This window comes from Amazonocrinis nigriterrae CENA67 (assembly GCF_016056305.1).
Taxonomy (GTDB): Bacteria; Cyanobacteriota; Cyanobacteriia; order Cyanobacteriales; family Nostocaceae; genus Amazonocrinis; species Amazonocrinis nigriterrae.
Genome location: NZ_JAECZC010000055.1, coordinates 87,558 through 112,192 on the forward strand (window position 1 = coordinate 87,558; position 24,635 = coordinate 112,192).

Below are 24,635 nucleotides of genomic sequence, written 5' to 3' on the forward strand. Positions count from 1 at the left end.
AATGGGTGTGTTCGGGAGCAACTTGAGTAACTGGTTTTTGCTCCCGAACAAAATCAGTATCAAGAGTCTCATGTGTTACCTGCTCCCGAACACTTTTATACGGGTAGAGAGCGTCAGATGTATCAAATTGCTCCCGAACAAGCGGAGTATGTTCGGGAGCAGTTTCTAAATCTTCGTCAAAAACAACTTCATCCCAATACCACCTAATACCAGGTTGGGATTGTTCGGGAGCAGAATTGCGATCGCCATCGCCCCAAAGTTCGGGAGCAGAGGTGCGATCGCAATCGCCCCAAAGTTCGGGAGCAACAGCGCACTCGCACTCATCCTCCTCATCCTCACTCATTCCGTGGACTTCATCTACCAGATGGGGATATTTCCGTTCCCACGCTGCATGTGCCGATTCGTAAGCTGCAATTGTGGGATATTCATCTGGGTCAGGTGGTTCGGTGGATTCGTCGTAGTTGGCGAATAATTCTGTATTAAACAGTGTTAATTGTTCAGTCATAATTAAGCTGCGTTTATTAATTGCCCTGCCAATTTGGCAGGTTTTTTTATACATAGGAATTATCCAGAAGGGAATAAGTCATCCCATTCTGTAGAGTTCCCGTATAGCTGTAGTAAATGATTGTGATTACGCGGATATTCCCAATACCTTCGCCTCAAACAATCGCGTATCCATCCTTCAGGATTGGGAATTTTTTCAAATCCACCACGTAACGCAAACATGATTAAAGCCAACTTAATTTCATTAGTTGGACGATGTAATACTTCAGTAACGTTATCGTCATAATAAATACCGTTGTCTTCGAGCAGTTGCTTGTTAGTAGAATGCTGCTGCTGTATATCACTCGTCACGGTAGAATTATCATTTGAAGGCTGTGATTTGTAACTAGAGTTACGGTTTTGTAAGTTTTTTTCTCTCTGTGGTTTCAACCATGACAACGGTCTAACTAATAACTTACAAATCTTCCAAGAGTACTGTTTAACTACTTGTATAACTCTGTGTGATACTAGCTGGTTAAATATCTGTTTGAGGTAGTTATGTGCATAACCTTTACCTCTATTTTTTTCTACCCAGGCATTAAATTCTGATAAATCCGGCTCTATCTCTGTTGATATTTCACCCTGCCTCATTAGCCATTGCCATAGTGATTTAGCAGCTGGTGATATCTGGTTTTGATAACAAAATGCTTCGTGTTCTTCCGTCCAAGGAAGATTGATTTTTTGGCTATGTTCTGGCATAATTCTGTTAGTTGAACTATCCAAAGCCACCGCTGACTGGTAATCTATTGGTGGCTTTTTGGTTTTTTTACTTTGATGACGAGAAACTCTTGAACAGGATTGTGCAAATCACAATCAATCCTATGGCCTGCCAAAAGTCAATTTGGCGAACTGTTGGGAATATGCTTGGTATTACTGCATTCCACAAAAGCATTAGGGGAATGGCTGATAGTAAGGCGCTCAACAAGATTGTCGCTGCGATTATTAACCCGGTAAGTAGAATATTTTTCATTGTCAGTTGTCAGTTGTCAGTGGCGACGCTTGCCTGCTGGCGTTTCTGTTTGAGGCTTGCCGCCATGTCGTGAATGTTTGGCTTTAAATCACACGATTCAATTACCGCCGGTAAGCCGTCAATGAGAAATGCGGTAATGGCTGCTATTTCACCTGGCTCTAAGTCGGGGTGAAGGCTGTAAATGTAATCCACTAATTTCTGTAATTTGCTTTCGAGGATCTGTGTTATCGGATCTTCCATTTGTCTAATTGGGAATTGGGAATGGGGAATTGGGAATTGGGAGATGGGGGAGATGGGGGGATTCGTCGGTGATTTTCTCCGGCGGGTGATGATTTTGTACGTAATCGCTCCCGGTCAGGTCACGCTCATTGGATTTTGCACAGCCGCGCTGCTCGTGCCATTGCTCTTCGGTAATCAAGTTCTCCAGGCGAACAGTGCTGTTGTACTGGTTGTCTTTCAAGTAAGGTGATAGGGCCACTTCTGCATGTTTTCTTCCTATGACTTTCACAATAAACAGCCTGGTGTTTTGCAGGCGTTTGGTGTTGCCCGTGTAGTAACAGGGTTTGTTGGGTGGATAGTTAGCTGCTTCGTCTTTGGTCATGGTTGGGTATTGGGAATTGGGCATAGGGCATTGGGCATGGGGAATTGGGGACTGGGGAGATGGGGAGAAGATGTTCTACGGCGGGTGATGATTTTGTACGTAATCGCTCCCGGTCAGGTCATCTTCTGGGAATGGGTGCCATTTTCCATCATGGAAAGACCAGCCGTCGGGGGCAGGCTCTTTGCCATTTCGCCACCGCGCTACTACCTCAATTCCCACACCCATTAGCCGGGCAAACTGAACACTTGAGAGTCCGTCGGCAAAGCCAGCAGCATTTCGGATCAACTTATTCCAAGCTCTTGAGTTATCAGTCATTGGCATTGGGTATTGGGTATGGGGAGCAGGGGAGCAGGGGAGATGGGGAGATGGGGAGAAAGTTATTAGTCATGAGTTATCAGTCAACTGTGATCTATTTGTGTCCTGTTGCTGGCATAATAATTTGAGATGCGTATTCTTCATCCACCCAGTTTTCACTGCTGGGTGGCCGCACCTATGCAAAACCGCCCCACCCATACAGGTAAGACGGTTATTACTGGATATCTACAGATTTTGACTGAGTTACTAGATGATAGATATCACTTTTTATTTGGTTACATTCTTCCTTGAACTCATTTTCTGATTGCTCACTTTCTCCCAGCCGCGCCTTTAGCCGAGCTTGATGAGAATGGACATACTCTAAATGACGCTTTTCTAGAGCTTCTAGGCGCTCTAAGATTTTCCCAGCAGTTGTGTCCCTGACTGGGACGAGTTTCCAATCGGGATTTCCCCCGTGCCTATCTTCTCGACTAACGCTGATCTTGTTAGTCCCATCGCTGCTGCTCTCTTCTGTAACTCCTCCCATGCGCTCTGACTCAATTTCAGCCCCACAGTAGTTACATCTTCTGCTGATTTCTTTCGTCTTGCCATTCGCACAATCCATATTTTCCTCTATTTTACATGAGCGGAATAATTATGCATGAGCGGAATGCTTGACAATAATTCCGCTCATGCATAATATACATTATGTATTCTGCATTAGCAAAATACTTTTTTCTCTCCTCTCCTATCGCCAACCGGGAACCAATGCAGTTAGCACCTTGGCACACGAACACTGATGAAGAGTAGTTCAGCCATATTAAGTCCCGTGTGAATTGCGATCGTGTTGAGTGCTGAGTGCTGAGTGCTGAGTTATTAGTCAACAGTTAACAGTCAACTGTTAACTGATAACTGAACATGCCGTGAATTGGAGGTATAACCGAACACTACAACACAATGCGATTAGTCTGAATTTTCATAGGGTTTTTACACTCGCCAGTTCTCTGGCGTTTCCTGGGTGCAAACGGTTAGTGAGCCTCGGCGGCCTTGCTGGGGGTTCAACTCCCCCGTGTGCCCACAAGCACTAGTAATTTGCCAGTAACACTAACTTTCCGTTGCTGGCTTTCCTGAGCATTGTAAGCATTAGAGGTATAAATTTAGACGCAAATCAGTTAAAGCAAATTTCTATGTGAGGCGTGAATAAATAGTCATCCAGTGCCAGCTTACACCCGTCTACTGGCGCTTTACTTGCCAATTAATCAACCCAAAATTATGAGCGACATCATCACAGACAACGCGGATACACCCGCAAACTTTAAATCTAATCTCTCAACTATTAACCACCTATTACATCAGGTGTTGAACAGTAGTCATTATCAAGCACTTAAGGATAACACTGACTACGATCCAGATTCAACGCTAGAAGATGCACAAGCCGTTGTGCAGCACGCGTTGGCTGTTTACCGCATTTAAGCGCTCACACTTGATCACAAAATTGAGGATTGCCTATGACTATGTAGAGCATGTAGTAACTGCTTCATTAAACATTCCGTAAATTTGTCGAAACAACACCAGCGCCCTGGCGTGGTGCGCTGGTGATTTTTTAAAAACTTGAATGCAAGGATTTTAAATATGCAAACTACACTCACTAAACCGTGGGCGATTTTCTGCACGTCTGATGGTCAATCTAAATGTGTTGCACGGTTTTTTAACCGTCAGGACGCCGAAGATTATCTGAAATTCCTATGCAGACGTGTACCCCAACATCAGTTTGACGTTGCCTATGACAAACAGGAGTTGATTAATAATGGGTGAACCGCTTGGATATCACACCAACCACACACCAGGCGACGGCACCTTACTGGATGACTTAGAAAAAGAGTTTGGTAGCCATTTTGAGAATATGTCTGAGGGTGACAAATTCTATCTGATTAATAGCCTAGCTATCAGTTTGTGTGGCGAAGCAGGCCATATCAGCAACCGAGCTATAGCAGTTGGTGTTCAATTAATGCCAATGCCTACTTCTACCAAACAAGACTTAATCCGGTTTTTGATTGACCAGGTGTAATCAAACTGAAATTTTGTTGCGATCGCGCGGTTAATGGAGTCACGCGATCGCTCTTTTGAATCCGCGCAACGGAACCAAGAAATTATGCAAATTATATCAGTCAACAGCGTGTTTACTTGCAAAACACCTAACTCTGGTTGGTTGAACCTAGCCCAAGTTCGCCAGCTTCACTTTGTACCAGCAGCCGAAGCAGTTACCGAAATTGGTAAATCAAAGGATTTCGTCGTTGTCACCTGGCACAACGGCGACAAGCAAATATTTTCTGATGAAGATGCCACAGCCATTCATCAAGTTTGGGTAGAAGCTACAGCGCTCATTCAACAGCGCTGCAACTGTAATCACCGTTTTAAAAATCGGAGGCAATTATGAGTCAAGCCGCAATTAGTCGAGGTAAGGAGATTATTAAACAACAGATTCGGTTAGCTCTACGGGATGAAGTAGTCCGCATCCCCGTTGAAGATGAGGCCAATTTAGCCGTATTTGAGCAAGCGCTGAGGAGTTTCGATATACAGCGAATGCTTGTACAGAAAAATGTCTCAGTTGAGTTTTATATTCCCGAACCGCCAATTGAGCAGGGCAAAAAATGGATGTTGCAATTCATTAATAATGCACCTGCTGATGTGAGTCAAATTATTTTTCCGTATCACGCACGTGACTGTGCTGATGCACAAGCCGCTTTAGAGTCCCCAGAAGTGCAAGCACTATTGCAGCAGCGAAATATCACAGCTTCAATACAGCGAGTTGACGATCAATCTGACCAACCATCTATTGTTATTGCCACTTACGACCAAGTAACTAACGGTGAACTCGATAATTTCTTGAGGAGATATCAGCAATAACTTATGAGTAACTCTGAAAGAACTAATAATACTTGGCAACCAGATCCAGCATGGGATTACTACATACTTTGGCATTCATTACACCACATCAAAGCTAAAATTGATGGCGCTTTGGGAAACATAAAAGATGAAGAGTATGCCGCGCTTCATGTAGATCTTGACATTAGAAAAATACTAGAACCAGCTTCTGAATTACTAATAGAAATCGTTGATTCATTACCCGAAAAAGAGGAAGAGGACGACGAAGAAGAATAACCGCCTGATGATGGCTACCTGACACAGTAGCCGAAACGGTGGGTAATACCCACCGTCGCGGGTTGTGTCCAAAGCAATCCGCCCCTTGTTTGCACTGCTTGGGGCGTTAAACCAGAAACGCACACCCATTTTGTGGGGTGTTACTACTTTCAAGCGCACCAGCAGCGCGAACGACCGGGATAAACCCAGCGTTAAGAGTGAATCGCGCCCCTCTTTTGGTGGGGTGTTAGGGGATTCAAGCGTCAAAACTGGGCTTTTAACTCATTCGTGTTCGCACCACGAATACTAAACCCCAATTATCGGCAGAACCATGACAATTAAATCAATCACATCTTTGGGAGTTGATGTTAGTAAATCAAGTGTCACTTGTCATATTTTAACATCCTATCCCAAAGGCGGATTAAAGAATTATTGGCAAAAGTCACGGACTAAAGCTAATAATTTATTCCCTACTTTTTACTCTAATCCTAAGCTTAAAGGCAATCAAAAATCAGCTTTTGATTTTGCTGATTATGTACGAGATAATAATCCTGATGTGGCAATCCTTGAGCCAACAGGCAATCATTACTCAAGACTTTGGGCAAGGATTTTAGAAAGTTTGGGAGTGAAAATACTTTGGGTTGGTCACATTGAGTTACGCCGTTATCGCGGTGGTAAGAATTTACCCAATAAATCCGATGCTGCTGATGCTTTGGCCATGGCTGCTTACGCTTTAGATCAAGAGAATCAGCTAGAGTCTGGTGAACTCAACGAGCGCCAATTCCTCATGCACAGGCCCGAGGTTATTGATCAGCTGCGGGAACTGGTGCAGAAACTAGAACACCTCAACCGTGTACAGTCACCGATTATTAACTACACCCGTCAGGCCTTAGCGTGGCAGTTTCCTGAAAAGGCACACAGTAAAACTGAAACTACCAAACTGGGAAATGTCCCCCCATTGTGGGGTTGGTTAGCGCAGCGGGAACTGGAGGTACACCCCCAAAGTTACAAATCTCTCACTAAGGCTTACCAGCAGTCGGTAGCAGTACAGTTTGGATTTTCCATAGATCCATTTGTCAGGCTGCACGCTGATTGGTTATGCGATATCGCCCTGGAGGAACAGCGGTTAGAAGTTGAACTTAAGTTGTTGATCAACGATGACCAGTTCAAAATGTACAACCAGGTATTTGACAATTTTAAATTTGGGTTACGGGTTCGCGCCCGGCTGCTGAGTCGGATTTATCCGTTTGAAGCGTTCCTGGTCAATGGCAAACCGTTGATTGAGCGAGAAGTCCGGGAGGTGAAGAAAAAGGAAGTTACCCGTGAGAATGGTAAACGTATGGTGAAATTCTCCCCCGGTGACACCAAGCGGGTCAAACGTAACCGCAGCCGCGACGCTTTCAAGCTGAGGTTAGGTATGGGTACAACCCTGGAGCAGTCCGGCGATAAGCTCGTGGAAAAAGGTAGCGGTTCGGCGTTGTGTCGGATGAACTTCTGGCAACATGTCATAACTAAAATCGAAGTTGACCGCCTGCCTGACAATGACATTGGCAACGAGATTGCTCAGTACAAAGCCAAACTCAAAGAAAATGTTGATGCTTCTGGGAAACAACTGCTCAATGGTAAACACTTGCAGTCTAAGCTGAGTTCTAAGGTTGCTAATATGCTGTTTCGGGAGCTAACTAGAGCGATTGCGATCGCTTTTCACTAATCCCTGATGCTAAACCCCCACTTCACCAAGCTGGGGGTTTTTAAATTCCTCAGTCCCCAGTCCCCATCTTTAGAGTGAAAGTAGTATACTTTTCTCGTCTCTAGGATTACCTAGACAAAAAAATCGTGTAAAAATCAGCATTTTTAGATTTGTTGTCATGTTAAGTCCAGTCATTACACTCAGCATCTTTCAAAAACAACCTAATCCACAAGAATTTGCAGCAGGTGAGGTCATCTTTGAGGAAGGACAACCTGGTGATTTTATGTATGGTATTGTCGAAGGACAGGTAGACATATCAATCAATGGCAAAATTGTTGAGACAATTGAGCCTGGCGACGTTTTTGGTACGGGAGTGCTTGTAGGCGTAAAAAAGAGAACATATACAGCGATCGCTAAAACTGATTGTAAACTTGCCTTTCTTGATGAAAAAAGGTTTCTATTCGCCGTTCAGGAAACACCCATGTTTGCCCTAAATGTCATCAAAAACTACTCCGAACGCCTAAGTCGTTTGCAGCATATGGTTTAATGCATTAGTTTTAAGGATTGAGACTACGGCTGAAATGGGGAGTAGGGATCGGCTTTTTTTTACAGTACCTCAACAGTATGTTTTGTCTGCGTAGGTAAAGTTGATCTCTGCTCACACCAAATTGCTAGAACAAAACACTACAGATCATTACTATTACTCTGGGCAACCAATACTTCAAATGACCTAACAAGTTGAGCTAATTTATCAATGGTTTCTCAGCTTAACCATATAATTAAGCATACCAAACCAAGTAGTAAGGCTAAGACTCCAAGCATTATGTGAACCAAGCCAATTAACCTAGCAAAAAATGTAGGAGCTTCAAACTCATATATAAACGCTACATTCACACGCATTCGACCAGTTATCAAGGGAACCAGCCCTTGAGAAAATGTTAAAAATGGGCTGGCAGTAATTAAAAGTATGGCAACCAGATAAGAAGTCCAACTCTTAATTGGTGCTAAGTAAATAGAAGCAATTAAAAAAATTGCTTCAACAATAGCCAGCCATGCAGCTATTTCACCAATTTGATTTAGCCTTTTTATAGATTTTTTCATTTAACCCCTAAGCAAAGAATAACTGTTATCAGTATTCCCAAAATTAAATGACCTCAATCTATATTGATTGTTAAACATGATTTTTATCAACAACAATTACGAATTACTATTAAAAAAATGGGATAGGCAATTTGCCTATCCCACAAACAGAAATATTAAGATTGAGTTATCGCTTCATTTCTACCGTTGGTTCAGTAGACATCTGGGTTAACTCAAGTACCAGTAGTCCAAGAATTGATGTACTCAATTTGGTCTGGTGTGAGGCTATCAATGCTAATTCCAATTGCTTGTAACTTGAGGCGAGCAATTTCTTGATCTACCTCAGTGGGAATTGAGTGCAAACCAGGTTCCAACTTACCTTGATTCTTCACTAGGTATTCCACAGCTAAAGCTTGGTTAGCAAAGCTCATATCCATGACTGCGCTGGGATGTCCTTCCGCAGCGGCGAGGTTTACCAAGCGTCCTTCACCTATCACTATGACTGATTTGCCGCTTACTAGCTGATATTGTTCAGTAAAAGGACGTACTTGCTTGATTTCTTTAGCTTGGCTAGCCAGGTGTTTCAGGTCAATTTCAATATCGAAGTGACCAGAGTTACAAACGATCGCGCCATCTTTCATCACCTCGAAATGTTCAGCGCGAATCACGTGTTTGTTTCCTGTAACTGTGATGAACAAATCACCTTGGGGTGCGGCTTCTATCATTGGTAGCACGCGGAAACCATCCATTACAGCTTCGATTGCTTTAATGGGGTCGATTTCGGTGACGATTACGTTAGCACCAAGACCCCGCGCCCGCAATGCTGTACCTTTACCGCACCAGCCGTAACCAGCCACAACAATGGTTTTACCAGCCAGCAAGATATTTGTAGCGCGGATAATGCCATCGAGGGTGGATTGCCCTGTACCATAGCGATTATCAAAGAAGTGCTTGGTGTCTGCGTCGTTGACATTGACAGCGGGGAAGGTGAGAACGCCATCTTTGAGCATGGCGCGGAGGCGGACAATTCCGGTGGTAGTTTCTTCAGTGGTACCAATCAAATCAGCGATTTGATGTTGGCGTTCCTGAACCAAGGTAGCTACCACATCACTACCATCATCAATAATGATGTTGGGACGGTGATCTAAAGCGATTTGGACGTGGCGGCTGTAAGTTTCGTTATCTTCACCTTTTTGGGCAAAGACGGGAATTTCATGATCGACGACGAGGCTAGCAGCTACGTCATCTTGTGTTGATAGGGGGTTACTAGCAATTAGGAGCGCGTCTGCACCACCAGCTTTGAGTGCAATAGCTAGGTGTGCTGTTTCGGTTGTGATGTGGGCGCAAGCCACAAGGCGAAGCCCTGCAAAGGGTTTTTCTTGGGCAAAGCGATCGCGGATTTGCCGTAAAACTGGCATTTCGCGTCCAGCCCATTCAATGCGCTGTCTTCCCAAGGGAGCTAGGGCGAGGTCTTTAACCTCGTGCTTTAATCGGGGAGAAATTGCGGTCATTCAAATATGTCCTCTAAAAAGTAAAAAAAGCTACGCAAAAATTGCGAACTCTACTCAATTATTCCATGATTGGTGATTTTTGGCTGTGATCACCAACGAAAGAATGAAAGCCCAAAGCTCAGGAATTTACATTTGTGCCTTCTTTGCACTAGCTTGACGTTTGTTCAGCGTCATGTCAACTTTATCCTTAGCTTTTTTGTTTTAACTTTATTTTTGGTAAGAGTATTATCAAGAACTGTCCTAACCAGGGCTACTGGTAAATTCAGCGAGTTGTCATCTATCTCAAGATATATAGATAATGTCCAAAAAGATGAAAATTTTAGTCAGTGAGGACAAAAACTTAACTTTAGGTAGGTACATTTACTCAAGTTAATTGTGCAGGATGGCTCTGGAGTACTCAACAGTAAATTTTGCTTAAGGAGGTGTTGGAGTGCGCTTACAATTTTTGGCGATCGCAAAGCGCGTCCTACGCCCGGAGGCTTTATTAGAAGCCTCCCACTCGCCTTTGACGCGAGTGCAACACAAACAAAGTTTGTGTTGGGGCGTAATCGGGGCGATCGCAGGGTCAATGGTGTTAACTGTTGCGCCTATGCCAAAGGCCACATCGCAAATTCCCTTTTTACCTCTAATTCAAACTCCCAACAATCAGAGTAATGATTCAGATAACAAAATTGTTTCTGGGTGGATTTATTTGGACGGTCGCCAGTTGTTTCAGATCGCGGCAACAAAAACCAATTTTCCTGAACGTTCACAAGATATCCAACAGAATTTGGATCAGATAACTGAAAATTATTTGCGATCGCCTACCAAAGAAGCCAAGGTAGAAACTCGGAAATTAAATGGATTACCAGTCATTTATGTTAACAATCGATACCTAATGACCATCACTTACGAGGATGCCCAACTGCGGAAGGAAGATCCATTTATATCGGCAAATCAAATTACCGACAAGTTGCAAGACTATCTCAAACAAGCAAGGCAAGAACGACAAACTCAATTTTTAATCAACCAAGGTAAAATTGCTGCTGGCATTGGGTTAGTAATGATTGCCACAAGCTGGGGTGTATATATTTGGCAGCGCCGTTCCAGAAATAATTTATCAAAGCCGACTCACCAAGCTCAACAGACAGCCCAACCAATTACAACACAACTCAATCAACAACAACATCGCCATCTTGTAGAAGTCAAAAAACGACTGTATCAGCTAACTCAAGCAGGGATTTGGGGAAGCGGCAGTTTCATCATCTTGGGTCTATTTCCCTATACACGACCGTTTCAAGTAGCTATGCTCACAGCTGCCCAAATTCCTGTGAGATTAGCTGTAGTGGCATTGGGAACTTATGTGGCAATTCGCTTGAGTTATGCCTTGATTGACCGCTTCACTACGACTTTGATCAGCAGTGGTGCTTTATTAAGTTCAGAAACTTCTGAACGTTTGCAACTGCGGGTTTCCACATTTTCTGGTGTGACTAAAAGTATTGTGACTATTGTTTGGGTAGGCGTAGGCATACTACTAGCCTTAGTCTCGTTGGGTATAGATATCGTTCCCTTGCTAGCTGGTGCCAGTTTAGTTGGTGTTGCGGTGTCTCTGGCTTCGCAAAACTTGATTAAAGATGCCATTAATGGCTTTTTGATTATCATCGAAGACCAATACGCTTTAGGCGATGTGATTGCTGTAGGAGATGTGGGAGGTTTAGTAGAAAATTTGAATCTGCGGATGACCCAACTGCGAGATTCAGAAGGACGCTTGATTACGATTCCCAACAGTGAAATTAAAATTGTTGCCAATCTTTCTAGCCGTTGGGCAAGGGCTGATTTGACGATTCCCATTGCCTATGAAGCTGATGTTGACCATGCTTTGCAATTGATTGGTAGTGTAGCCATAGAGATGGATCAAGACCCAAAATGGCAACATCAAATTCTAGAAACACCGCAAGTTTTGGGAATAGATAATTTTGGCGATCGCGGTTTAATTATACGTGTATGGATTAAGACACAACCACTCAAGCAATGGGATGTGGCACGAGAGTATCGCCGCCGCTTGAAAATTACTTTAGACAAAGCCGGAATTTCGATTCCTGTCCCACAACAAGCAATTTGGGTGAATGACGTGCAGTTGCTTAACAATCATACAAATGGCAAAGAAGATAGTTAAAAGTTAGGAGTGAGGAGTGAGGAGTTGGGAGTTAGTTGTCAGTTGTCAGTTGTCAGTTGTTATTCCCCCCATCTCCCCATCTCCCCTGCTCCCCCCACCTCCCTCATCTTCCCAATACAGTACAAATGTACTATAATAGATATAGCGTCCACAAAGCCGAGTGCAGTACAAAACGGCTGTGTGACAGTCTTCTGTGAAGATGGATTCAAGGGTTAGTCAGATGATTAAACATTACATTCTCAGCCTCAACCCAACTGCCAAGCATGAATGGGATCGGTGTATCTTACGTGACCCGTTGACTGCCAAACGCCCGGACATTGCGAAATTAATCGCTGAAGCAGTGGGTGCTGATACAGGCAGTTATTTAGTCAGTGTCAATATTGAAGTACAGGTATTAGAGCAAGCAGCGGTTCCACAAGCTGAACAACTTTCGCTTTCATTCCCAGAAGTAGCGGTCTCATCGCCACTCCGGGAAGTAGCGTAATTAAAAACGCAGGGTGCGAAAATCATTTGAAAATTCAAAATGCAAACTTTTGAATTTTTGCTCTTCATCACCATTATAGCTAATTTTGTTTGTCAAGATTTTCGCCAAGGAATATTATTTGATGATGCAACTTAGTCATTATCCAAGTGCAATAGCACAAGCTGCCCAAAGGATGAATGAACTAGATTCTCAATTGATGGCAGTTCAGCAACAGATTAACCGATTTGAAGGTAATGCAGATCGCGCAGCTGCTTTTGATATGGATTTAAAAAATGATTCTCAACGTAAAGCACGTCGCTTTGAAGTGTTGGTTGTGAATCATGAATATCAAAAGGCAATAGATATGCAAATTCAACTAACTCTTGAAAGAGCAAATACATTTGCCCATTTGGAATATCTGCGTAACCAGTTTAGTGTAGCAAAACTAGAAGCGAGATTAGCGATCGCTCAACAACTTACCGATTTTGAATCACGGGAATTAGTCGGCTTGTAGTCATATCTACAGCCTAACACGGTTCAATTAAAGCTAACAACATAATCTAAGTAGGTTGGGTTGACGAACAAAACCCAACTCTACTAAAGCTTTATTGAGAAAGTAAAGCCAATATATCAGTAGTGATATTATAAAATTCTTGAAATTGCTTAATATCTCTAGATAAAATGTCAATAGAATGAGCTATGACCCATAGTTGTTGGGAGAAAATTATAATAAACAAATACTTTCACTGAATACTCAGCAATGATTTGAGCGATTGAGCAATTTGTTGATTAATAGCTGTCAAATCAAAACGCTGACTAGCGCTTGTTTTAGCATTATTTGCTATAGTTGCAGTTGTCTCTATTTCTTGAAGACAATTGTTAATTACTTGTGCAAGTTCTTGAGGTTTTCCTGGTGTTATGAGAAAACCATTAATGTCGTGTTCTACTAATTCTATTGCACCGCCAGCTTTGGCTGCAACCACAGGTTTTCCACATAGCATTGCTTCAACAATTACTCTACCGAAAGGTTCTGGAGAAGTAGAAGTGTGTGCGATTAAGTTACAAGCTGCCATTAACTGAGGAATATCTGAACGAAATCCTAAAAATTTAACGCGGTTTTCTAATCCTAGTGCGGCAACTTGTTGGTGTAATTGTTGCACATAATCTTGTTCACCAAACAGCGCATCACCCACTAAAATTGCTGTTACTTCTGGCGGACATTCAGCAAGGGCAGAAATTAAAATATGCTGTCCTTTCCAAGGTGCAAGGCGACTGAAATGTCCAACTACAAATTTTCCTGCTAGTCCTAAATGTTGTTGTAATTGTTTAACATCAGACTCACAAGTTTGATAATTCTTCACTTCAAAGCCGTTATAGATAATTGTAGTAAGTTTTGCACGTCCTCCGGCTTGGACAAAGGCTTTTTGACTAGCTTGGGAATTGGCAATTACTAACGATGCAAAATGATTGGCTAGGTTAACAGCAACTCGAAGGTTAGTTTGACTGAAATGCTCTTGGGAAAGAATATCATGTAAATGATACACCAAGGGACGACGAGTTAAAAAACTAGCTAATGCGCCAACAACTAAGGCTTTTTGTGTATTGGCGTAAATTAAATCGTGTTCAGTAGCTCTTTGTATGACTTTAGCAAGCAGAGGTGCAAGTTGTCCTAAACTTCCCAACGCTTGTATGAAATTGCTTTGTTTGCGAACTTGAATTGGTTGGGTTGCGAGAACTTCTACAGGGATATGATGCTGTTGTAGTAAAGTTCTAAATGGGCCATCTGCAAATAAGCCTACCAAACAGCGATCGCAATAAGGTTTAGCAATATCTATTAAACACAATTCTGCACCGCCTGGTTTACCACTTTGGTCTAAAAATAGAATTTTCATAAGTTAGGAGTTGGGAGTTGGGAGTTGGGAGTTAGAAGTTAGGAGTTAGGAGGAGGGAGTGCATTGGTGAGGCAGCGCGGTGAGGCAGTACGGTCTTGGGGTCTCCCCCTTCGGGTGACGCTCGTTCCTCGCTACCGCTTCGCTAACGGGAGTTTGCCATCGACGCAAGGCGCCAAGACGGCAACTCCCTCACCAAGTGGAGTAACTGCCGTTCCCCGAAGGGGTTCTCGAAGAGTACCCGTAAGGGTCTTGGGGGTTCCCCCCATGAGCGACTGCCGAAAGGCTTTGCCGACTTGAAGCAACTGCCGTTTAGGAGTTAAAAATTTTAGCTGAAAGTATGTTTGAAAAGTCTAATTGATTATTTCTATTAGCAGTCTAAAGTTGTGCCTAAACCAGAGACAATTTAGATTTTTCGTATTTATCCTGTAGGCTGTCTTCGTTTGTTTACTAGCTAATTATATTCGCTTGTCAAACATCCTTTAAGAGAACATGACGCACTTTTTGGGCTATTTTATTCCAATCAAAATTAGTTATAGTGTACTGACGACAGGCTTGGCGTGAAGGTATTTGTAAATTTCCCAATAGTACCTGTTCTAATTTTTCAGCAATAGCTGAGGCTTCAGTCGAATTAGTAATTAACTCTGGGGAAAAAGGTAATAAAATTTCTGGCATTCCACCAATAGGTGTACATAAAACTGGTGTGCCACAAGCTAAAGATTCTACTACAGCTAATCCAAACCCTTCAAAAGATTGACTAGGCATAATAGTCAATTCTGCTGCTTGATAAGCTATTGGTAATTGCTCATCAGGTAAAAAACCTAAAAATTTAACATTATTTTCTAACCCCAAATCTCTGGCTTGCTGTTCTAGTGTAGCTTGCATGTGACCACGACCAGCAACTGCTAACCAAATATCAGGAATTTTAGGCTTAATACTTGCTAGTGCTTGTAGTAATTTATCTACCCCAGTTCGATGTACTAAACGACGGGATGTAAATAATATTCGACGATTATCAGGCCAGTTTAACTGTTGACGGGCCTCCTGAGATGACAAGTTTGGTTGAAACCAATTAATATTAACTCCACCTGGTATAACATGAATTTTACTCCACGGAACTTGATAATCTTGATGTAAAATTTTACCGAAGGCTTTACTGAGAACAATAAAGCGATCGCAGCTATTATAAGTCGTTTTTTCTATTAACTGACGCTTCAGAAAAATACTCCATTTATTATCAATCATTTCCTGTTTACTTTCCGATGCCCAAGGGCCGTGAAAATTGAATGTAATTGGCACTCCTTTGGGTAAAATATCCAAAATAGGAAAGCTATATAATGCAAAATGCAAATTGATGGCATCAGGTTTACCTACTCTTGTTTTCTGGAAGTTAGTACGGATAGACCACAGGCGTTGCCAAATTGCACTATCTGGAGAAGCTAGGTTAGTCAGCTTTATTGGTAAATTCAATTTTACTTCTGGTAGACCAACTCCACATAATTCTACCTGGTCTTGATTTGCTGCCAAACTATGTGTGAGTTCATAAATATACCTTTCTAGTCCTCCAGGCGTTTTAGGGAACCAGCCTATTCCAAGGGTGAGTATTGATGCAGATACGGAATTAAATTTTTCTTTTTTATCTTCCACTACTTATCTCCTATGATGTATTGAGCGTGCATATGTTCACTTTTACACCAAGCTCAACCGCCTTTTGAAATTCAGCAGTAAATTGATGTTTCTAGTACTGATATTCTGTAATTTTCTACATTATCCGTATTATTAGCGCCAAAGTGTATGGAAATTTCATTCACAAGTATTAACACAATAAAATTTTGATCTAGTCAGCAGGCTAATTTGTTACACTTATTTTCGTATAAAAAGTATAGTTAGTATATTTAACATGATATTTTTGTATTGAGATTGACCATTTTGGCAGATAAATTAGTAATTATTCATACAATTAAATAAGATTATTGGTTATAAATAAATTAAAAATTTTGTATATTTTTGGTAAATTATTTGTAAATATTCAATTCAGAACATAAACTATTTGTTATCTATATATATGTTCTGTCAAAAGCTATGAATTAGTTCAAATCAGTTTTTTATAGTTTTCAAATTTAAATTTTAGGAATTTGTTTATGGGGATTACATCATGCCTACTTAAAGTTTACAAGTAACTATGACTGGAGGAATAGTATGCAAAATAAATTACTAAAGCTGTTTACCAAGTTTTACAAAAAACTTAATCAAAATATCAAACATTTATTCCCAACTAGGCATTTGCGTAAATTCAATTTGGCAAAATTTTTAATTTTGAGTCTAGCTATTGGGATAATTGTTACTTCCATTGAAATTACAACAGATTGGACTGTAAGTGGAGTGCCTACAACCACTTACAAAACATCTTGGATAGGTAATAGTTTTGGCGGAGGTAACAAGTGGGTACAAAACTATATAGAAGCAATGTATGTTGCTCCCAATGGTACAGTCTATACCAATAGTGAATGGGATGAAGGTGGAGCAGAAGCAGGAATATATAAAGATGGTAATGTTATTGGTCGGTTAGATGATACTCACGGCTGGAGTCGTAGTGGTGGCAAAGCTATAACAGCCAATGATAAATATATTTACATGGCTATGGTTCAGGGGGCAGTCGGCAAGATTAATCAAGATTATCCCCCAGATAAAACCACATGGTACTGCGTCAGACGCTATGATTTATCTTTTAAATCTGCACCATTTAACGAAGGGCGCGGTTGGGATAAAAGTATGTTAATTACCAGTACTCAAAGCGAAGTGACTGGATTAGCAACTGTAAACAATGAGTTATATGTGAGTGACTCTGCCAGTAACCTGATTCGTGTCTACAATACTGACACGATGAAAGAACTACGCAGTTTTAGTGTGGCACATCCGGGTGCGATCGCTATCGATCAACAAAAAAATCTCTGGATTATTCAAAACAAAATCGGTAGTACTCCTGCCAAGATTGTGCATTATTCCCAGACAGGAAAACAACTGCCCCAACAGATTGTAGATATTGTCGAACCAACAGCGATCGCTATTAATCCTCAAGGTAGACTTTTAGTTGCAGACAATGGCCCTCGTCAGCAAGTACTGATTTACGACATCAAAAACAAGCCAGTGCAAGTTAGTACTTTCGGTAGCAAAGGGGGTATATATGCGGGTATTCCTGGTGAAGTTCAAGCTTTAAAATTTTACGGTCTTAGCGGCGTAGGTACAGATGCAGCAGGTAATATTTATGTAAATAGTAATGGTTTCAACAGATCAGGAACAGATTTACGGAAGTTTTCGCCATCAGGAAAGCAACTATGGCAATTGTTGGGATTGTTATTTGTTGATAACGCCGATGCTGATCCTAGTAGCGATGGCATAGATGTATTTACCAAACAAGAAAGCTATTTAATTGACCATAATAAGTCAGCTGGTAAGCAATGGACTTACAAAAGCTACACATTAAACGCTTTTAAATATCCTCAAGATCCGCGCTTGCATACATCACCAGATGCAACCTTTGTTCGCCGCATCAAAGGAAAGCCCTTTTTGTTTCTCACAGATATGTACAGCAGCTTTCTGCAAATTTATCGTTTTAATCCAGCCAAGGATGGCAAAATTGCTATTCCTGCGGGGATGTTCGTCGGTACCAATGGCGACGATAAAAAATCAATGCCAGGAAATTGGCCGCCGTATCAACCAGAACAAGGAGAATGGATTTGGCGGGATAAAAACGGTAACGGTAGCTTCGACAAAGGTGAATACGAAACTAGCAAAGATTATCCCTACTTAGGCGGATGGTGGGTAGACAGTAAAGGAGATGTTTGGAAAACCTTGCGAACTCAAGACGGTATCCGGCGCTATCCTTTGCAAGGACTAGATGCTAAAGGCAATCCCATCTACACCTATAGTTCGATGCAAAAGCAACAAAATCCCAGCTTATTTACTGATTTGCGGCGAATTGAGTATTTTCCAGAAACAGACACCATGTATTTATCAGGGTTCACTAAAGAACATCCGGCTATTGGCGATGATACTAAAGTCGTAGGATCTGAGATTGCCCGTTTTGACAATTGGAGTCAAGGTAATAGCACACCCCGTTGGCGAATCGTAGTCCCTTACGACACCACAGGTAAACGTGAAGTCTCTACCGCCGCCATGAGTGTAGCTGGTGACTATGTATTTACCGTCACAGGCAAAACAGCAGAAGTAAATGTCTACAATGCCAAGACAGGAACTTCAGTACAAAAATTAAAACCCGGCCCAGAAGTGAATAGCGAAAGTGGCTGGATTGATATACCCCACGGTATCCGGGCTTTTCGCCGTTCAAATGGTGAGTATTTAGTATTTGTTGAGGAAGATTGGAAAGGTAAAGTAATTATGTATCGCGTAAAAGGGACAAGTAGCCTGCCAAAAAGATTTTGACAGGCACAGGGATTGGGTAAGGGGAAAAGGGGCGCATGTTTTTAATTTCTTTCCCTTTCTCCTTTTCCCTTTAAGCGGTCTCCAAGAGTCAAAATTTGCGTGGTGAACTACTAGGGACTAGGGATTAGGGACTGGGAAAACATTCTAAAATTTAGCAAGGGAAATACCAATTCGTAATATTGTCCAAAGTCAAAAGTCAAAAATCAAGGTTTTTTTGACTTTTGACTTCTGTGTTTTATCTCCCCTTACCATTTACGGTAAGGGGTGTAATGATTATGTGATTTAAGACTGCTATCATAAGTCATTCAACATAAAATACATGAAAACGAATACGAAATTAAAAATAAGATAAATGGTATAAGGCTGATTTAAAAATATACCAAGCTAGCTGTATCTTTATATTCAATAATTTTCTTTATATAAAAAATAAATATTTGAGTCCCAAAATAGCTTGAAAGTGAATTATGATGCTGTTTGGTTTTACATTGAACAGCAAAAAACTGTATCAACGGCAGACATTTTTTATCAAAAAATATAGGAAATTATGAAAATCAAAGCTAATCTACAAAACTTACAAAAATTATTGCCGAGTTCCTGGCTTGAGAAATTACAATATATTCACTCCATCTTACTATTTCGATGGATTTTACATGGTAGAAGTCAGCCACTAGCATGTAACCAAAAATCAGCGATGGTATTTTCTCCTCACCAAGATGATGAAACACTTGGCTGTGGTGGGATGATTGCCCAAAAACGTGAACAGGGAACACAGGTTGTAGTGGTGTTCGTCACTGATGGACAAGGGTCAGGAGGTTTAGAAACATCACGAGATAAAATCATTCAGATCCGTAAGCAAGAAGCATTGACAGCATTAAGTATTTTAGGAGTAGCACCGTCAGAAATTCACTTTTTGCAAAAGACAGATGGGCGTTTGCAAGAATTAAGTTCCCAAGAACAGCAACAGACAATTAAGCAGATAGCTGAACTGATAAAATATTATCAGCCAGAAGAAATTTACGTACCTCATCGAAAAGATTGCCATAGAGATCATGAGGCTACATACCAATTAGTGAAACTAGCAATTTTCCAATGTGGGATTAAAGTTGAGCTATTACAATACCCGATTTGGCTATTCTGGAGAGCGCCGCTATTTATTTTACTCAAATTACAGGATATAACAGCAGCTTACCATCTTTCAATTACATCAGTACAAGAGAAAAAAGCGAGAGCGATCGCGTCATATTCTTCTCAAATACAAAGCCTCCCGCGGGATTTTATAAAACATTTTTTAGGCGCTTACGAAATTTTCTTTAATGCTGAATTATAAATAAGCAATCAAGTTAAATAAGTCTTGGCATATAGGATTTTAATTTGATTTAAAAAATCAATTTTAGTAGGCTTTTACACTAAGAATAAACCTACATTTAAATTCATGACAACCCAAAATTCCAAATTTAATCGCCATTGTGGAGAAGAATTAAATGAAAATCTTACATATTACAAATCATGTACAAAAAATAGGTAATGGGATTGTCAATGTAGCAGTAGACTTAGCTTGTTTGCAAGCAAAATCGGGTCATGATGTTGCCGTAGCTTCTGCTGGGGGAGAATACGAAATATTATTAGCGCGTCATGGAGTTAAGCACTTTCAGCTAAATCAGTCTAGACAACCGTTGAACATGATCAAAGCTGCTTGGCGTTATCGGGAAATTGTGCAGGTGTTTCAACCCGATATTGTTCATGCACATATGATGACAGGAGTCGTCCTAGCAGGGGTTTTGAGAAGCGGCTGCCCATATAATTTAGTTTCTACAGTTCACAACGAGTTTCAGCGTAGCGCAATATTGATGGGATTAGCAGATAGGGTAATAGCAGTTAGTCATGCAGTAGCCGATTCGATGGTGCGGCGTGGTATATCCAAAAAAAAGTTGCGAGTCATATCTAACGGTACTCTAGGTAGCCCTCGACATCGTAATTTAAAAGATTATCAACCACTACCTTTACACCGCCCAGCAATCACAACTGTAGCGGGGATGTATACGAGAAAAGGAATTGCTGAGTTAATCGAAGCTTTTATCAAAATTGCTAAAGACTTTCCCCAAGCACATTTATACTTAGTAGGAAACGGGCCCGATCGCTCAATGTTCGAGGCAATGGTGCAAAAGACAACTTATAGCAATCGCATCCATTTTGAAGGTTTTCAGCCAGAACCACAACGCTATATGCTAGCTAGCGATATCTTCGTCCTCGCTTCTCACTGCGAATCCTTTGGTTTAGTACTAACCGAAGCGCGGGAAGCAGGTTGTGCAATTATTGCCAGCGATGTAGACGGCATTCCGGAAACGTTAGATAATCGACAAGCTGGTATTTTAGTGCCGCCTAAAGACAGTCAAACCTTGGCAGCTACTTTAGCGCAATTACTCGAAGACCCCGAAAAACTTTACAAGTGGCAAAGCCGCGCCCAACAAAACCTAGAGAGGTTCAGCGCTGCTAGAGTAAATGAGGACACACTAGCTATATACCGGGAATTAATTCCCAACTACAATTTGTCTAAGCTGATAAAATCACCAAAAGTTTTGGTTGGTAATTATAAATAGCTATTAGTTTTGGCACAACAGGGGAGGAAAGTTATGGGGCATGATTTGAAAGCGCTGGCGGAACTTTACAAAAATGCCCTCCTAGACGATGTACTGCTATTTTGGGAAAAACACTCAATAGACTGGCAACAAGGCGGCTACTTCACTTGTCTAGACCGTGAGGGTAAGGTTTATGACACAGATAAATTTATTTGGCTGCAAAACCGCCAAGTGTGGACTTTTTCCATGCTTTATAACCAGTTAGAAAAACGAGAAAATTGGTTGCAAATTGCTAGCAATGGGGCGAATTTTCTCGCCCAACATGGAAGAGATGAGGAAGGCAACTGGTACTTTGCACTAACTTGTGAAGGTAAGCCACTGGTTCAGCCTTACAATATCTTTTCTGATTGCTTTGCTGCAATGGCATTTAGTCAATATGCCCTCGCTTCTGGTGAAGAATGGGCTAAGGATGTGGCGATGCAAGCTTACAACAATGTTTTGCGCCGCAAAGATAACCCAAAGGGAAAATATAACAAGATTTATCCCGGTACGCGTCCGATGAAAGCCTTGGCAGTGCCGATGATTTTAGCCAACTTGACACTAGAAATGGAGTGGCTGCTACCCAGTGAAACCCTGGAAAACGTTTTAGCTGCCACTGTTGAGGAAGTCATGAATGATTTTCTTGACCAGGAACGGGGACTGATGTATGAAAATGTTGGTCTCTACGGTTCCCACATTGATTGTTTTGATGGTAGGTTAATTAATCCCGGTCATGGTATCGAGGCGATGTGGTTTATCATGGACATCGCTAACCGCAAAAGCGATCGCAAAACCATTAATCAAGCCGTTGATGTAGTGCTAAACATCCTCAATTTTGCTTGGGATAGTGAATATGGCGGGTTGTATTATTTTATGGATGCAGATAATCATCCCCCGCAACAACTCGAATGGGATCAAAAACTGTGGTGGGTGCATTTAGAGTCTTTGGTTGCATTGGCAATGGGTTATCGTCTTACAGGGCGTAACGAGTGCTGGGAATGGTATCAAAAGATGCATGATTACGCTTGGTCACACTTTAGCGATCGCGACTACGGGGAGTGGTTTGGCTACCTCAACCGCCGTGGAGAAGTGCTGTTAAATCTCAAAGGCGGCAAATGGAAAGGCTGTTTTCATGTACCCCGCGCGCTATACCTTTGCTGGCAGCAATTTGAGGCCTTGAAGTCAAGTTAAAATAAAAGCATTTCCATCTGGTGCATGTTCTATGAACGTTGTGACACCAAAGCGATTCACCATTGAAGAATATCATCAATTGATTTCACTGGGATTTCTCAAGGAGAGCGATCGCATTGAATTAATTCGCGGGGAACTGATGCAAATGGTAGCAAAAGGAACTCCTCATACAGTCTGTGGTTCTATACTCTGCCGTCAATTGGATCGACTTTTAGGCGATGTCTGGCGACAAGCCGCTTCGCGTCTACGCGCAGTTATTCGGGGACAAGATCCAATTACCCTACCAAATGCAAGCGAACCTGAACCAGATGTGGCGATCGCACGCGGCAAAGATGAAGATTATCTAATTCATCATCCCTATCCAGAAGATATTTTACTTGTGATAGAAATTTCAGATTCTACATTGATTTATGACCAAACAAAAAAGTTAGAACTGTATGCAGAAGCAGGAATTTCTAATTATTGGATTGTAGACTTAAATGCCCGTCAACTAGAGCGCTATAGTCAGCCTTATCAAAATGCTCAAGGTGAATTTAACTATCTCAGCAAACAGATTTATTTACCACATCAGTTAGTAGAAATTCCAGGGTTTGAAGATAGTTTATTAAACTTAAGTCGGATTTTTTCTGTGGGTGCTACTGGTAAGTGATTGAGCCAACATCATATCACCGCTATACTAAACTTGGATCTAAATTCCGAAAAAAATGAAGCATCTTATCGACTACAATTTTTAGAGGGCAGTGTTATTTTTTTATTTCACCCGTGTCTGCAAAAGATATTTTTCACGAAACGGTAAAGCAAGCTCTAGAAAAAGAGCAGTGGTTGATTACAGACGACCCACTAAGATTTAAATTTGGGGATGTCAATTTTCAGGTTGATCTTGGTGCAGAGAAACTAATTGCCGCAGAAAAAGCAGGTGATAAAATAGCCGTTGAGATTAAAAGCTTTCTTAATCCTTCTGCAATTACAGATTTTTACTCTGCTTTGGGGCAATTCCTCAGTTATCGCCTTGTATTGAAAGCTACAGAACCAGAGCGAGTATTATATCTTGCAGTTCCGTTAGACGCATACCAAACATTTTTTCAACTTGAGTTCACGCAAATTGCGCTAGAACAATATCAGATCCTACTAATTGTTTACGATCCAGCAAATGAGGTGATTGTGCAGTGGATAAGGTAGCAAAATATCGAGAGTATATTAAAACACTGCTGACTCGCTATACCAGTTATGATATCTCGAATGACGAGGTAGAAGTTCAACTCATCTTAGACACTGAGCGAGATCATTATCAGTGGATGAATGTTGGTTGGCAGCACTTTAATCGTATTTATCGATGCGTGATGCATTTCGATATTAAAGATGGAAAAATTTGGCTTCAGCAAAATTTAACTGATCAGAATCCCGCAGAAGAACTAGTTAAAATGGGAGTACCAAGAGAGGATATTGTACTTGGATTACAACCTCCATACAAACGGCAGTATACCGATTATGGCGTTGCTTGATAAATCAAATTATAAAAAGCTCAAAAACTCTTAAATAAACAAACTAGGGGATACTTTAAAATATTCCCCCAGCGCCTTCGCTTGTGCTTTACTAATTGAGCGCTTACCATTCACAACCTCTGATACCACACCACTTGATCCAATAATGCCTACTAAATCTGCTTGGCGGGTTCCGCTGGCTTTCATAACGTGTTGCAAAATTTCATGAGGTGCTGATTGATCAATTGGATAATTATCCGTTTCATATGCTTCAATTAATATTACTAGTAACTTGTATAAAGCTTGCTCCTCTGTTGTGCGATTTTTATTAAAAGTTAGCTGTTCTACTATATTCAAAATTCGTTCGTACTCCTCCTCAGTTTCAATTGCTATAGGAGTAACTTCGGCTAACAAATTGCGATAGATACTTTGGTTAAAAGTAAGGGTCATTTTTCCATTTATCTTTGTCGTATTCAGCGTGTGTGAGAAAATATTTGCTGGATATACTCTCAAAATGAGAGGTAAAAGTCAACAACACCTGCAACACTTTGATACAGACCAAAGGTGA

The 24,635-nt window shown here is 41.3% G+C and carries 28 protein-coding genes and 1 pseudogene; 18 read left to right on the forward strand and 11 right to left on the reverse strand.

What is annotated here, in order from left to right; translation table 11 throughout:
- The 6 genes and pseudogenes from I8748_RS22675 to I8748_RS22700 form a co-directional block, all read right to left on the reverse strand.
- A pseudogene (locus I8748_RS22675) lies at positions 1–559 on the reverse strand (hypothetical protein); the annotation flags it as partial.
- Between the two features lie 5 nt (positions 560–564).
- Complete coding sequence (locus I8748_RS22680) at positions 565–1,242, reverse strand: hypothetical protein (RefSeq protein WP_198126802.1); 678 nt, start codon at positions 1,240–1,242, stop codon at positions 565–567.
- 280 nt (positions 1,243–1,522) lie between these two features.
- A complete protein-coding gene (locus tag I8748_RS22685) occupies positions 1,523–1,705 on the reverse strand; it encodes a hypothetical protein (RefSeq protein WP_198126803.1) in 183 nt (60 codons plus the stop codon).
- Between the two features lie 52 nt (positions 1,706–1,757).
- Positions 1,758–2,114 carry a hypothetical protein gene (locus I8748_RS22690; protein WP_198126804.1) on the reverse strand — a complete coding sequence of 119 codons (357 nt, stop codon included), beginning with the start codon at positions 2,112–2,114 and terminating at the stop codon, positions 1,758–1,760.
- Between the two features lie 75 nt (positions 2,115–2,189).
- The gene (locus tag I8748_RS22695; RefSeq protein ID WP_198126805.1) at positions 2,190–2,429 is read right to left on the reverse strand and encodes a hypothetical protein; all 240 of its coding nucleotides are present in this window, start codon (positions 2,427–2,429) and stop codon (positions 2,190–2,192) included.
- Between the two features lie 214 nt (positions 2,430–2,643).
- Positions 2,644–3,033 (reverse strand): hypothetical protein, encoded by a 390-nt coding sequence (locus I8748_RS22700; RefSeq protein WP_198126806.1) that lies wholly within the window; start codon positions 3,031–3,033, stop codon positions 2,644–2,646.
- A gap of 590 nt (positions 3,034–3,623) precedes the next feature.
- Here I8748_RS22700 and I8748_RS22705 point away from each other — a divergent pair.
- The 8 genes from I8748_RS22705 (at position 3,624) to I8748_RS22740 (ending at position 7,786) form a co-directional block, all read left to right on the forward strand.
- A complete protein-coding gene (locus I8748_RS22705; RefSeq protein WP_198126807.1) occupies positions 3,624–3,881 on the forward strand; it encodes a hypothetical protein in 258 nt (85 codons plus the stop codon).
- A gap of 159 nt (positions 3,882–4,040) precedes the next feature.
- On the forward strand, positions 4,041–4,223 hold the full coding sequence (locus I8748_RS22710; protein WP_198126808.1) for a hypothetical protein: 183 nt from the start codon (positions 4,041–4,043) through the stop codon (positions 4,221–4,223).
- Positions 4,216–4,476 carry a hypothetical protein gene (locus tag I8748_RS22715; RefSeq protein WP_198126809.1) on the forward strand — a complete coding sequence of 87 codons (261 nt, stop codon included), beginning with the start codon at positions 4,216–4,218 and terminating at the stop codon, positions 4,474–4,476. Before I8748_RS22710 ends, I8748_RS22715 begins: the two co-directional genes overlap by 8 nt.
- A gap of 84 nt (positions 4,477–4,560) precedes the next feature.
- The gene (locus I8748_RS22720) at positions 4,561–4,845 is read left to right on the forward strand and encodes a hypothetical protein (protein ID WP_198126545.1); all 285 of its coding nucleotides are present in this window, start codon (positions 4,561–4,563) and stop codon (positions 4,843–4,845) included.
- A complete protein-coding gene (locus I8748_RS22725) occupies positions 4,842–5,315 on the forward strand; it encodes a hypothetical protein (RefSeq protein WP_198126810.1) in 474 nt (157 codons plus the stop codon). Before I8748_RS22720 ends, I8748_RS22725 begins: the two co-directional genes overlap by 4 nt.
- 3 nt (positions 5,316–5,318) lie before the next feature.
- Positions 5,319–5,570, forward strand: coding sequence for a hypothetical protein (locus I8748_RS22730; protein WP_198126811.1), 252 nt, complete (start codon positions 5,319–5,321; stop codon positions 5,568–5,570).
- A gap of 310 nt (positions 5,571–5,880) precedes the next feature.
- The gene (locus tag I8748_RS22735; protein ID WP_198126812.1) at positions 5,881–7,260 is read left to right on the forward strand and encodes an IS110 family transposase; all 1,380 of its coding nucleotides are present in this window, start codon (positions 5,881–5,883) and stop codon (positions 7,258–7,260) included.
- A gap of 157 nt (positions 7,261–7,417) precedes the next feature.
- The gene (locus tag I8748_RS22740) at positions 7,418–7,786 is read left to right on the forward strand and encodes a Crp/Fnr family transcriptional regulator (protein WP_198126813.1); all 369 of its coding nucleotides are present in this window, start codon (positions 7,418–7,420) and stop codon (positions 7,784–7,786) included.
- Between the two features lie 215 nt (positions 7,787–8,001).
- Here the strand turns inward: I8748_RS22740 and I8748_RS22745 are convergent, their stop codons facing one another.
- Positions 8,002–8,340 (reverse strand): hypothetical protein, encoded by a 339-nt coding sequence (locus I8748_RS22745; protein ID WP_198126814.1) that lies wholly within the window; start codon positions 8,338–8,340, stop codon positions 8,002–8,004.
- Between the two features lie 212 nt (positions 8,341–8,552).
- On the reverse strand, positions 8,553–9,830 hold the full coding sequence (ahcY, locus tag I8748_RS22750; protein ID WP_198126815.1) for an adenosylhomocysteinase: 1,278 nt from the start codon (positions 9,828–9,830) through the stop codon (positions 8,553–8,555).
- A 568-nt stretch (positions 9,831–10,398) separates the two neighbouring features.
- Here ahcY and I8748_RS22755 point away from each other — a divergent pair.
- From I8748_RS22755 to I8748_RS22765, 3 genes are all read left to right on the forward strand, one after another.
- Positions 10,399–11,985 carry a mechanosensitive ion channel family protein gene (locus tag I8748_RS22755; RefSeq protein WP_198126951.1) on the forward strand — a complete coding sequence of 529 codons (1,587 nt, stop codon included), beginning with the start codon at positions 10,399–10,401 and terminating at the stop codon, positions 11,983–11,985.
- Positions 11,986–12,205: 220 nt separating this feature from the next.
- Positions 12,206–12,469 (forward strand): hypothetical protein, encoded by a 264-nt coding sequence (locus I8748_RS22760; protein ID WP_096559605.1) that lies wholly within the window; start codon positions 12,206–12,208, stop codon positions 12,467–12,469.
- Positions 12,470–12,590: 121 nt separating this feature from the next.
- Complete coding sequence (locus I8748_RS22765) at positions 12,591–12,962, forward strand: hypothetical protein (protein ID WP_198126816.1); 372 nt, start codon at positions 12,591–12,593, stop codon at positions 12,960–12,962.
- Positions 12,963–13,191: 229 nt separating this feature from the next.
- Here the strand turns inward: I8748_RS22765 and I8748_RS22770 are convergent, their stop codons facing one another.
- Entirely contained in the window at positions 13,192–14,340 is a 1,149-nt protein-coding gene (locus I8748_RS22770) for a glycosyltransferase family 4 protein (RefSeq protein ID WP_198126817.1), read from the reverse strand.
- 468 nt (positions 14,341–14,808) lie between these two features.
- On the reverse strand, positions 14,809–15,984 hold the full coding sequence (locus I8748_RS22775; RefSeq protein WP_198126818.1) for a glycosyltransferase family 4 protein: 1,176 nt from the start codon (positions 15,982–15,984) through the stop codon (positions 14,809–14,811).
- Positions 15,985–16,536: 552 nt separating this feature from the next.
- On the opposite strand from I8748_RS22775, the gene I8748_RS22780 reads away from it, so the two are divergent.
- The 7 genes from I8748_RS22780 (at position 16,537) to I8748_RS22810 (ending at position 24,088) form a co-directional block, all read left to right on the forward strand.
- Entirely contained in the window at positions 16,537–18,780 is a 2,244-nt protein-coding gene (locus I8748_RS22780; protein ID WP_198126819.1) for an NHL repeat-containing protein, read from the forward strand.
- 544 nt (positions 18,781–19,324) lie between these two features.
- Complete coding sequence (locus I8748_RS22785; RefSeq protein ID WP_198126820.1) at positions 19,325–20,107, forward strand: PIG-L deacetylase family protein; 783 nt, start codon at positions 19,325–19,327, stop codon at positions 20,105–20,107.
- 154 nt (positions 20,108–20,261) lie between these two features.
- Positions 20,262–21,377 (forward strand): glycosyltransferase family 4 protein, encoded by a 1,116-nt coding sequence (locus I8748_RS22790; protein ID WP_198126821.1) that lies wholly within the window; start codon positions 20,262–20,264, stop codon positions 21,375–21,377.
- Positions 21,378–21,410: 33 nt separating this feature from the next.
- Complete coding sequence (locus I8748_RS22795) at positions 21,411–22,586, forward strand: AGE family epimerase/isomerase (RefSeq protein WP_198126822.1); 1,176 nt, start codon at positions 21,411–21,413, stop codon at positions 22,584–22,586.
- Between the two features lie 31 nt (positions 22,587–22,617).
- A complete protein-coding gene (locus I8748_RS22800; RefSeq protein WP_198126823.1) occupies positions 22,618–23,235 on the forward strand; it encodes a Uma2 family endonuclease in 618 nt (205 codons plus the stop codon).
- A gap of 113 nt (positions 23,236–23,348) precedes the next feature.
- Positions 23,349–23,765, forward strand: a complete 417-nt coding sequence (locus I8748_RS22805; RefSeq protein ID WP_198126824.1) for a XisH family protein — start codon at positions 23,349–23,351, stop codon at positions 23,763–23,765.
- Positions 23,753–24,088, forward strand: coding sequence for a XisI protein (locus I8748_RS22810; protein ID WP_198126825.1), 336 nt, complete (start codon positions 23,753–23,755; stop codon positions 24,086–24,088). The genes I8748_RS22805 and I8748_RS22810 overlap by 13 nt, the downstream gene beginning before the upstream one ends.
- 30 nt (positions 24,089–24,118) lie before the next feature.
- On the opposite strand, the gene I8748_RS22815 is transcribed toward I8748_RS22810, so the two are convergent.
- The gene (locus tag I8748_RS22815) at positions 24,119–24,517 is read right to left on the reverse strand and encodes a helix-turn-helix domain-containing protein (RefSeq protein WP_198126826.1); all 399 of its coding nucleotides are present in this window, start codon (positions 24,515–24,517) and stop codon (positions 24,119–24,121) included.
- Between the last annotated feature and the right edge of the window lie 118 nt (positions 24,518–24,635).

Coding starts and splice junctions, on each gene's coding strand:
- I8748_RS22765 (WP_198126816.1), top strand. CDS start 12,591: ATGATGCAACTTAGTCATTATCCAAGTGCAATAGCACAAGCTGCCCAA.
- I8748_RS22690 (WP_198126804.1), bottom strand. CDS start 2,114: ATGACCAAAGACGAAGCAGCTAACTATCCACCCAACAAACCCTGTTAC.
- I8748_RS22735 (WP_198126812.1), top strand. CDS start 5,881: ATGACAATTAAATCAATCACATCTTTGGGAGTTGATGTTAGTAAATCA.
- I8748_RS22815 (WP_198126826.1), bottom strand. CDS start 24,517: ATGACCCTTACTTTTAACCAAAGTATCTATCGCAATTTGTTAGCCGAA.
- I8748_RS22710 (WP_198126808.1), top strand. CDS start 4,041: ATGCAAACTACACTCACTAAACCGTGGGCGATTTTCTGCACGTCTGAT.
- I8748_RS22795 (WP_198126822.1), top strand. CDS start 21,411: ATGGGGCATGATTTGAAAGCGCTGGCGGAACTTTACAAAAATGCCCTC.
- I8748_RS22725 (WP_198126810.1), top strand. CDS start 4,842: ATGAGTCAAGCCGCAATTAGTCGAGGTAAGGAGATTATTAAACAACAG.
- I8748_RS22680 (WP_198126802.1), bottom strand. CDS start 1,242: ATGCCAGAACATAGCCAAAAAATCAATCTTCCTTGGACGGAAGAACAC.
- I8748_RS22695 (WP_198126805.1), bottom strand. CDS start 2,429: ATGACTGATAACTCAAGAGCTTGGAATAAGTTGATCCGAAATGCTGCT.
- I8748_RS22745 (WP_198126814.1), bottom strand. CDS start 8,340: ATGAAAAAATCTATAAAAAGGCTAAATCAAATTGGTGAAATAGCTGCA.
- I8748_RS22800 (WP_198126823.1), top strand. CDS start 22,618: ATGAACGTTGTGACACCAAAGCGATTCACCATTGAAGAATATCATCAA.
- I8748_RS22790 (WP_198126821.1), top strand. CDS start 20,262: ATGAAAATCTTACATATTACAAATCATGTACAAAAAATAGGTAATGGG.
- I8748_RS22720 (WP_198126545.1), top strand. CDS start 4,561: ATGCAAATTATATCAGTCAACAGCGTGTTTACTTGCAAAACACCTAAC.
- I8748_RS22760 (WP_096559605.1), top strand. CDS start 12,206: ATGATTAAACATTACATTCTCAGCCTCAACCCAACTGCCAAGCATGAA.
- I8748_RS22740 (WP_198126813.1), top strand. CDS start 7,418: ATGTTAAGTCCAGTCATTACACTCAGCATCTTTCAAAAACAACCTAAT.
- I8748_RS22780 (WP_198126819.1), top strand. CDS start 16,537: ATGCAAAATAAATTACTAAAGCTGTTTACCAAGTTTTACAAAAAACTT.
- I8748_RS22730 (WP_198126811.1), top strand. CDS start 5,319: ATGAGTAACTCTGAAAGAACTAATAATACTTGGCAACCAGATCCAGCA.
- I8748_RS22770 (WP_198126817.1), bottom strand. CDS start 14,340: ATGAAAATTCTATTTTTAGACCAAAGTGGTAAACCAGGCGGTGCAGAA.
- I8748_RS22755 (WP_198126951.1), top strand. CDS start 10,399: ATGGTGTTAACTGTTGCGCCTATGCCAAAGGCCACATCGCAAATTCCC.
- I8748_RS22785 (WP_198126820.1), top strand. CDS start 19,325: ATGAAAATCAAAGCTAATCTACAAAACTTACAAAAATTATTGCCGAGT.
- I8748_RS22715 (WP_198126809.1), top strand. CDS start 4,216: ATGGGTGAACCGCTTGGATATCACACCAACCACACACCAGGCGACGGC.
- I8748_RS22700 (WP_198126806.1), bottom strand. CDS start 3,033: ATGGATTGTGCGAATGGCAAGACGAAAGAAATCAGCAGAAGATGTAAC.
- ahcY (WP_198126815.1), bottom strand. CDS start 9,830: ATGACCGCAATTTCTCCCCGATTAAAGCACGAGGTTAAAGACCTCGCC.